The organism is Allorhodopirellula heiligendammensis (assembly GCF_007860105.1).
Classification (GTDB): Bacteria; Planctomycetota; Planctomycetia; order Pirellulales; family Pirellulaceae; genus Rhodopirellula; species Rhodopirellula heiligendammensis.
The window spans coordinates 40,517-49,927 of record NZ_SJPU01000007.1; the positions used below are offsets into that span (position 1 = coordinate 40,517).

7 protein-coding genes are annotated in these 9,411 nt (G+C 55.0%); 4 read left to right on the forward strand and 3 right to left on the reverse strand.

Annotated features, from left to right (window positions below):
* Positions 1-8 precede the first annotated feature (8 nt).
* The 3 genes from Poly21_RS25570 to Poly21_RS25580 are packed head-to-tail and all read right to left on the reverse strand — an operon-like array spanning position 9 to position 4,152.
* Positions 9-2,399, reverse strand: a complete 2,391-nt coding sequence (locus tag Poly21_RS25570; protein WP_302120631.1) for a GH92 family glycosyl hydrolase — start codon at positions 2,397-2,399, stop codon at positions 9-11.
* Positions 2,380-3,837, reverse strand: coding sequence for a sulfatase family protein (locus Poly21_RS25575; protein ID WP_146409909.1), 1,458 nt, complete (start codon positions 3,835-3,837; stop codon positions 2,380-2,382). Before Poly21_RS25575 ends, Poly21_RS25570 begins: the two co-directional genes overlap by 20 nt.
* 3 nt (positions 3,838-3,840) lie before the next feature.
* Positions 3,841-4,152 (reverse strand): hypothetical protein, encoded by a 312-nt coding sequence (locus Poly21_RS25580; RefSeq protein ID WP_146409910.1) that lies wholly within the window; start codon positions 4,150-4,152, stop codon positions 3,841-3,843.
* A gap of 39 nt (positions 4,153-4,191) precedes the next feature.
* On the opposite strand from Poly21_RS25580, the gene Poly21_RS25585 reads away from it, so the two are divergent.
* The 4 genes from Poly21_RS25585 (at position 4,192) to Poly21_RS25600 (ending at position 9,115) form a co-directional block, all read left to right on the forward strand.
* Positions 4,192-5,169, forward strand: coding sequence for a glycosylasparaginase (locus Poly21_RS25585; protein ID WP_146409911.1), 978 nt, complete (start codon positions 4,192-4,194; stop codon positions 5,167-5,169).
* Between the two features lie 16 nt (positions 5,170-5,185).
* Positions 5,186-5,914, forward strand: coding sequence for a copper homeostasis protein CutC (locus Poly21_RS25590; RefSeq protein WP_302120633.1), 729 nt, complete (start codon positions 5,186-5,188; stop codon positions 5,912-5,914).
* Between the two features lie 67 nt (positions 5,915-5,981).
* The gene (locus Poly21_RS25595; protein ID WP_302120635.1) at positions 5,982-7,448 is read left to right on the forward strand and encodes a sulfatase; all 1,467 of its coding nucleotides are present in this window, start codon (positions 5,982-5,984) and stop codon (positions 7,446-7,448) included.
* Between the two features lie 56 nt (positions 7,449-7,504).
* Entirely contained in the window at positions 7,505-9,115 is a 1,611-nt protein-coding gene (locus Poly21_RS25600; RefSeq protein ID WP_146409913.1) for a sulfatase family protein, read from the forward strand.
* Positions 9,116-9,411 lie beyond the last annotated feature (296 nt).

The following is a 9,411-nucleotide window of genomic DNA, read 5'->3' on the forward strand; positions in this document are numbered from 1 at the left end:
ATCCCCATTTAATTGCCCACTCCCCATTCTTTGTTGGGATTCGGGCCCAGGGTCAACTCCAGCACACCCCCTTGAACGAGATCATTGTGCGGAAGGAGTGACGATTCAAGGGGTTTGCCGTTCCACATTGCGGACTGAATGTAGACATTCTCCGGGGCTTGGTTCTTGGTTAGTATCGTCAGGACATTGCCTCTGTAATAACGATCACTCAGTTTGATTTCGACTTTATCGAAAACAGGGGCGGTGATGTCATAACTGGGATTCAACCCGGAACCACCGTCAAACTGGAAGAGGCCCAGCGCCATCAGCGCGCTGACCGCACCCATTTGCCCCTGATCTTCGTCACCGTTGTATCCACTGTACGGGTCTGTTCCGCTGAAGGCGGCGTCCTGTACGGCACGTACCCATTTCTGACTGAGCCAGGGGAAGCCAATTCGATTGAAGTAGTGAGCCGCTCCGGTACCGTCCTGATTAGCATAGTCAATCCAGGCAGCCCCATGCTCGCGTCCTTTGAGGTGGAACTTATCTTTCACTGCCAACTCGAACTGCTCATTCAATTTCGCCGCGGCCGCATCGGGACCGCTTAGAATTTGGGCCAATCCCATCGCATCATGGGGCACAAAGAACGTCGAAACGGCGGCGCTCGTTTCACAAAACCCTTCTTGCTCAAACCTCTTCTCGTTGGGGAGATAATTATCTAACCAGCCACCGTCCGCCGTGCGGACCCAAGCCGATTGTTTTTCGGGCCAGATCACATTTTGATAGTTCGCGGCCCCCGGGATGAATCGCTGGTAGAGTTCCTCGTTCCCCAAGCCTTTCGCCATTTGGGCGATACACCAATCATGGTACGAATTGTAGAGCGTTAGACTGGTAACCGCGCTGCCATGCCCGCCAGAGAGCTTGTTTCGGTGAGACACGTAGCCTTTCTTCGTGTATTCCTCATAGACTGCTGGCGTCGGTGACTTCGCATATCCGCCGTAATAGCGTCCACCATCAATCTCTGTATTTCGAACGAGTCCCTCCAACGCTAATTCGACATCAAAATCTCTGATGCCTTTCGCATAAGCGGCCGTGATGGCGGGAGCTGCACTGTCGCCGATCATCACGAACGTGTAGTTGCCGCCGGACGGGCCCCGGGGAATGAGTCCGCCATTGCGGTACATTTCAACCGAAGTATTGCAAATGTCACTGTATCGTTCTGGACACAATAACGGCCACAGAATGTTAAGACTCCAGTGGCTGCCCCACCAACTATCGAAATTGTGCATTGCAAATTTCGGCTTACCAGCCTCGTCTTCCGGAATCTGACGAATGACCTGGCTTGCTCCTGTCAAATCGCTGTACGCACCATCGGCGTCGCTAATGATGCGGCGTCCCAACATGGAACGCCACAGGTCGGTATAGAACTTTGTTTTTTGGGCATCCGATCCCCCTTCGACTTCAATGCGAGAAAGGTGTTCGTTCCAATCCTGCTTGGAATCCTCGACGACTTGATCAAAATCCCAATGAGCCAGTTCTGCCTGCAGGTTCCTGCGGGCTCCCTCCATCGACGTGTAACTGATACCCACTCGCATTAAAACGGGCGTGCCTTCAGTGGTCTCGAAGCGAACAAAAGCGCCAGTCTCTTCACCTTCAATGGACTCCGCCGGTTCGCTGAGTTGCCCATTCCGCCAGCCACCGAACTGAGTCATGGGTTGGCTGAATTGTGCCACGAAGAAGACTGGGGTGCGTTTCCTACGACGTCCCGTTTTCTCTTGCAGGCTCATGCCCTCAATCTCGGTATCACTCACTTTATCAACTTCGGCTTTGACCATCGGGCCATGACCCAGATACGCTCCCACATCGAAGAGAATGTAGGCATCTTCGGTTTGCGGGAAGGTATAGCGATGAAACCCCGTTCGTATGGTCGACGTCAGTTCTGCAGTGATGCCATATTTTTTCAACAGCACCTTGTGGTGCCCGGCCCCGACCACCTCCTCATCGTGAGTGAACTCTGACTGGTAGGCGTCCATTCCCTGCGGACCGGTCATCTCGCCCACGATGGGCATAACGGGAATGCCGGAAAGCTGCCAGGCGTGAACGTGACTGAAGCAGCGAATATGCTTGTCGCCATACAGGTATCCCGAGTCCCACGACCCCTTAGTACTCGTATCCGGGCTGAGATTCACCAACCCAAAAGGTCGTGACGCCGAATTGAAGAAGAACCATCGAGAAGCATGCGTGTCGATCAGCGGGTCAACCCATTCGACAGGGGATTTCCCCCAAAGGTGACGCGGCGTCATCACGTCTGAAAACGCGACGACCATCATCAAAACGGCAACGATCTTCATGGTAGGAATCGATTCTTCATAAGGAGGATATTGATACTGACGGGTGAAGTTATTGACCGGCGAGTGCATTCAATTGCTCGACTAACTCTCCACCAGCCAACTGGGGATCACGTGAGGTCTCACCATACTTCAAAAGCGCTGCGGCGAGCTGTTTTACCACCTCCACGTTCTCCTCCAACTCACGATGGTTCTGCAGTTCGTCTGGGTCCAATTTCAAGTCAAACAGCCAGGGCACGTCAGCCACTGAGACCACCAGCTTGTATCGATCGCTGACCGCGGCCACCCAACCCCGGGTGTTCGACGCCGAACGCAAAAACGTGACGTCGTCCCACTTCAGGTCCGACTTCCCCGTAAGCAATCCAGAAGCATCGCGTCCCTCGACGTTCTCAGGCGCTGTCTTGCCGAGCAACTCGAGAATCGTCGGAGTGAAGTCGACTGTCCCCAATGCCTGATCAACTTGGGTGCCAGCAGGAATGATACCAGGCGCGGCAATGATCATCGGGACCTTGGCGCTCCCTTCAAAGGCATTCCCCTTGTTGAGACGTCCGTGCTCATAACACAAATCACCATGGTCCGATGTAAACACGATGACGGTGTTATCGATTAAATCCAGCTCACGCAGAGTTGCCAGGATTTCCGCGATATTGTCGTCGATGAGCCGCACCATTCCAAAGTACCTCGCCATGCTGGCAGCGTTGAATTTGCCTACATTGTTATTCCCATTGGCCGCCGCCCACTTTGGATTTTGCTTTGACATTGAGAACGTCATCGGCGCCCGAATCGCACGATCCATGTACATCTCATCATAGGGTGAACGAACTGTGTTCGGTCCATGGGGATCCGGCAGGCTGAGGTGGTAGCAGAAGGGTTCGTCCGCGTGCTCACGAATAAAATCCATCGCCCGATCGGCTAACCAATCCGTTGAAAAGGTTTCCTCGTCGGCACCGTCCAAATTGTAATTCGGCTGTCCTTTTTGATTCGTCGCGGCGACACGAGGCCCATCGGCGGTTAACTCAAACTTCTTCCAGTGTCCTCGATTGAACATGAAGCGATTGTCTTCAAACCCAAACTGTCGCTGCGGTGCCCACTGCGGTTTCCCCGGCCCATCCAAGTGCCATTTCCCTGCATACCCGGTCGCATAACCATCTCGTCGCAGTACCTCGGCGAACGTCACCACGTCGCTGTTCAAGGGCCGATCGTTCTGATAGCTACCGGTGTTTTGCGGATAGCGACCTGAAAAAAAAGCAGCTCGAGAAGGTGTACACACCGGGCTGGTCGCGTAGAACGACGTGCAAATCACACCGCGTGCCGCGAGTGAGTCGATCGCTGGAGTTTCAACGATTGCATCGTTACCCCAAATCAATGCTTGATCCTTAGGCAACGTCTCGCGATAGCATCCCAACGTGCGGAAATTATGTTCGTCGGTCTGGATGATCAACAAATTCGGAGACGCCGCATGAGCGGCAATCGAACTGAGGACCATCAACAATATTAGCAAGCGAGTCATGGCTCATTCCACGAGAGGATGTGGATCAAATTCAGGGGTGCGTGGCTGGCTCGTCATCACGGGAGCGTCGATGAACCAGGCCATTGAAGCTGTTTCGATATGATAGCTGAAGCAGCGAGTGCTCGCAGGGTAGATCGCCCATTTGCCGAGGGGGGCCACCTTCGGATCACTTAAGGCCCGTCGGCCGTCAACGGAGTGGTGTTTTCTTCGCGGGTATTCGCCCGGCAAGTTCTTGCCAGAGAGTGTGGCCAATGCCTTGGCCGCGTGATACTCTTGGGCGATGTGTTTCCGCATGCGTGAGGTGCGTTTTCGCATGCGCGAGTTCACCATGGCCACTCTCGCCAAGGATCACGAATGATTACCAGACGCCAATTAATGGGCACGACTGCAATGGTCGCGACCGGAGGACTGATCGCGATGGCAGACGAGACACACCCCCTCAATCGCCCCGTGGTGATATCCACATGGCGGCACGGTCTGGCTGCCAACGAAGCCGCGTGGGCGGTTCTATCAAAGGGTGGCCGGGCGTTGGATGCCGTCGAAGCCGGAGTTCGCCAAAGCGAGTCAGACCCGGCGGTGTCAAGCGTAGGCGTTGGCGGTCTTCCCGATGCGTCGGGTGAAGTCACGCTCGACGCATGCATCATGGATGAGCATGGTGACTGTGGATCGGTCGCCTATCTGAAGGACATTGAGAACCCGATCACAGTCGCCCGCATGGTGATGGAACAATCGCCCCACGTTATGATGGTCGGTGAAGGTGCAAAGTCCTTCGCGCTGGCTAAAGGAATGAAAGAGAAAAACCTACTCACCCCCAACGCCAAGGAGGAGTGGGAAAAATGGAAAGCCAAACATCCCGATGCGATCAAGCACTGGGAAATCAACATCGAAAACCATGACACCATTGGGATGGTCGCGATTGACGCCGCCGGAAACTTGTCCGGTGCATGTACCACCAGCGGTCTGGCGTGGAAGTTGCCTGGACGCGTCGGGGACTCACCCATCATCGGCGCCGGCCTGTATGTCGACAACGAAGTCGGCGCTGCCAGCGCGACGGGCGTAGGGGAAGCGGTCATCCGAGCAGTGGGCAGCTTTCTAGTCGTGGAACTCATGCGGCAAGGAAACTCACCGCAAGACGCTTGCCGGTTGGCGACCGAGCGCGTCATTGAGAAGAACCCGCAGTGGAAGGAAATCCAAGTTGGCTTCATCGCAGTGGATAAACGTGGCCGAGTCGGCGGCTACTGTATCCAACCAGGTTTCGACTACGCCGTCTGCGACCAAGCAACTGGAAATCGCATGATAATTGCACCGAGCCGCATCCCCACCAGCAGCTAATACAGAAAGCATCACGTTGTCCGTCGTCCTCGAGGTCTGTGTTGATTCCTATGCGTCTGCCGCTGCTGCCAAGGCGGGCGGAGCGGACCGGTTAGAAGTCTGTAACGCACTTACGGTCGGCGGGACAACACCGAGTTTCGGGCTTGTCGAGCAATGTGTGGCCCAGTTAGAGATGCCCGTCATGATGATGATCCGACCGCATGACGGCGGATTCGTCTACGACCGGGATGATCTCGATACGATGCTGTCAGACATCAAGGTCGCTAAATCGATTGGGGTTCACGGCGTCGTTTTCGGTGCGTTGACGCCTGAACGGAGGCTCGACCGAACGAGCTGTTTGCGACTAATTGAGGCCGCAGGTTCTTTAAAAACAACCTTTCATCGAGCTTTCGACCTCGTCTCAGAACCCTTGGCTGTGCTTCGCGAACTGGAGCTTCTGGGCATCGATCGTGTGCTCACATCGGGACAGCGAGCGACGGCGTTGGCGGGTGCCCCATTGATCCGCAGGTTAACTGAACGAGCGGTGGCGTTGAGCGTGCTGGCTGGCGCGGGAGTCAACGCGGAGAACGCACGGCAATTAGTCGAGCTGACCGGTGTGCGTGAGATCCACGCGAGTGCCAGCGTAGTGGCGCGAGGCGAGCAAGCGCATGACGAGATTGCTTTTGGATCCCAACGTCGCATCACCTGCTCGGATCGCGTCCGGGCCATCAAGGACGCAATTAGAAACCTCGCCTCCACGACATGATTGCTACCAAGCGCGTCCTCGAGATCACGTCCACTCGAAATCCCCCCACCCAAAATGCTCAGTCATCATGATTTTGTACTTTGAAACGAGAATCTCCGTCAGCGGACGCATGGCCGCCTTGGCGGCATGCTTGGCCACAGCCTGCGTGGTAGCGGGCGGCACGCTCGCGGCGCAGGAGACGCGAGCGTCGATCAAGAACGTACTCCTGATTGTGTCCGACGACCTGCGGGCAAACGCACTGGGTTGCTATGGCGACCCCCTCTGCCAGACTCCACATATCGACAAACTGGCGAGCCGGGGACTGCTCTTCACGCATAGCTACTGCCAGGGAACTTGGTGTGCACCGTCGCGCACTTCGTTCATGTTCAGTCGCTACGAGGGCAGAGGCACGCAATCACTTGGAGAACACTTCCGAAAGAATGGCTTCTACTCCGCCCGGGTCGGTAAGATCTTTCATATGCGTGTGCCGGGAGACATTATTGCGGGAACCGACGGTGAGGACATCGAGGAATGCTGGACGGAACGCTTCAATTCGCAGGGTGACGAGGCGCACACCCCAGGCGACTACGCTTGCCTGAATCGCAACGTATTCACCACGGAGCTCGCTGGCCGGCAATCCACAAAGATGCCGCATCGCATGTTCGTTTCGGTGAGCTACCAGGGCGATGGATCGGATCAACCAGACCACAAAACCGCCACCAAGACCATCGAGCTGCTGCGTGAGCACAGCGCGAAACCTTTCTTCATTGCGGCAGGGTTCGTCCGCCCACACTACCCCATGGTGGCTCCCAAACAATATTTTGACCGCTATCGCTGGGAGGAGATGCGTGTGCCTACGCAGGTCCAAAACGATCTCGCAGACATCCCCAAGCTTGGCCAGACCGCAAGCCGCTCGGCCCTCAACGGGATCGATCAGTTTCCCGACAATCAAAAGCGGATGTGGGCTGCCTACTACGCAGCGATCACGTTCATGGACGATCAAGTCGGCCGCATCCTCGATGAGGTCGAGCGACTTGGTTTGCACGAAAACACAGCGGTGGTCTTCACCAGCGACCATGGCTACCATTTGGGTGACCACACGTTCTGGCAAAAGTCGAACGTCCACGAGGAGGTTATCCGCGTTCCGCTCATTATCTCGGCACCTGGATACCAACCAGGCCGAACGGATTCCATCGCCGAATTAGTTGATCTGTATCCGACGCTCTCGGAGCTCGTGGGGGTGGACGTGCCGGCGGACGTCCAAGGGCTCAGTCTCGTGCCAATCTTGAAAGATCCCACCGCGCAGCTGAAAGAGGGGGCCCTCTCTTTCTCAAATGGACATTCGTGGCGAACCAATGACTGGGCCTATATGCGTTATAATGACGGGTCTGAAGAACTCTACGACATGCAGCATGACCCTGAACAAATCACCAATTTGGCGGGCGATCAGGAGCATGAGATGGTGCTAGAACGCCTCCGTACGGAGCTCCTCGCACGGCTCGAAAATGCAGGGATCAAACGCATAAATCGTCGTCAAACGACGCCAGCTCGTTGAAGTCTTTACTGCTGTCCTCGCACTCAACTCGAATACCTCTCCTCTCAACTCAATCTATGATGACACTCGCCCATCGAATCCTCGTCCTGATCGCGTTGATCGCATCCAACTGCGTAAACTCTGAATTCGCAAACGCTGACGAAGAGCGTCCCAACATCGTCTTCCTATTCAGTGACGATCTGACCACCCAAGCAATCTCGGCTTATCATTACGGTCTGGACCTGCCTCCAACGCCCAATCTGGATCGTATCGCCAAGGAAGGGATGCTGTTCGAAAACAGTTTTTGTGGAAACAGTATCTGCACGCCCTCACGGGCGACCGTCATGACCGGTTTGCACAGTCATAAAAACGGGATTGTAAACCTGTCCGGAGCCTTGGATCCTGAAAGCCCGACATGGCCAAAACGGCTCCATCAAAGTGGGTACACCACAGCCATTTTCGGCAAGTGGCATATGAAAACCAAGCCGCAAGGTTTCGACGCCTGGGAAGTCTTCAGTGGTCAGGGAAACTATTACAACCCCGACCTCCACGGCCCCAACGGTAGCCGTCGGATCGAAGGACACTCCACTGACATCGTTACCGACATTGCGTTGGATTGGCTCGAGAACCGAGATAAGACTAAGCCGTTCGCGTTGATGATTCAGCACAAGGCACCGCACCGAAATTGGAAACCGTCCATTCAGGAATTGGAACTTTATCGGGACATCACCTTCCCCGAGCCCTCCTCGCTTTTCGACGACTACGAGGGAAGGGTCGCCGCGTCAAATCACAAGATGGGAATCGACAGCGACATGACCATGGCATCGGATCTGATGATGTTCGATGGCGATCAAGCAAAAAACGTATTAAGTCGACTCACACCGCAACAACGCGACGCCTATCTGGCTGCATTCGAAAGCGAGAATACTGAATTCCTAGCCAATCCTCCTACCGGAAAGGAACTGGTCCGGTGGAAGTACCAGCGTTACATGAAGAACTATCTTCGCTGCGTTGCCGGTGTGGACCGCAACGTGGGACGAGTTCTCGACAAACTGGATTCACTGAATCTGAATGAGAACACCATCGTCGTTTACTGCGCTGACCAGGGATTCTATTTAGGAGAACACGGTTGGTTTGATAAACGTTGGGCTTATGAAGAATCTCTCAAGATGCCCCTGATCGTTCGTTGGCCTGGAATGGTCAAACCAGGCACCCGATCGGCTGCGATGGTTCAAAACATCGACTATGCGCCTACGCTGCTTGAGGCGGCAGGAGTCAAAACGGACTGGCCGGTACAGGGGATCAGCTTGCTGCCCCTGCTGAGCAATGGCGGTGTTGCACCTGACGACTGGCGCAAGACGATTTATTATCGCTACATCGACCGAGGGCACGGAGTCGCCCAGCACAGTGCGATCCGCACCAACACCCACAAGCTCCTGCACTTTGACCAGCCTCGCAATGCTGCAGAGGAGGCAAGTATCTGGGAACTTTACGACCTCCAAAACGATCCTCAGGAAATGACGAACCTCGCCGGCGATCCCGCTCAGGCGACAAAACTCGAGTCGATGAAGCAGCTCTACTGGGAAACTCGGAAGCGTTACGACGACACCGACGAATCGTTGTGGACCAATCAGAGAACACGCCGGTTCGATCCGGAAGACTACATCGTCCCACCGCGACGGCGATAACAACATCAGAGTAGCGAAAGTCGAACTTAGGCACTCTGTTCGATGACTTCGCCACTGAAGGTTGCCGCCATCTTGCCTGCGGTTTTGATGATCCTCAATGGGTTGAACAAATTGAGCGGTGCCTCTTGAGCCCACTTCTGGCTCGCAAATCTTTATTTGCGAATCATATGGGTGCATTCCCATTCTACGGACATGTTTGCTAGCAAATTGCATTCGTCTTTGCCCCGTTTTCGCCTGATTTCCCGAGGTTAGAATTGATCGCTTTGATGGATCAATTCTAACTCGTGGCAAGGATG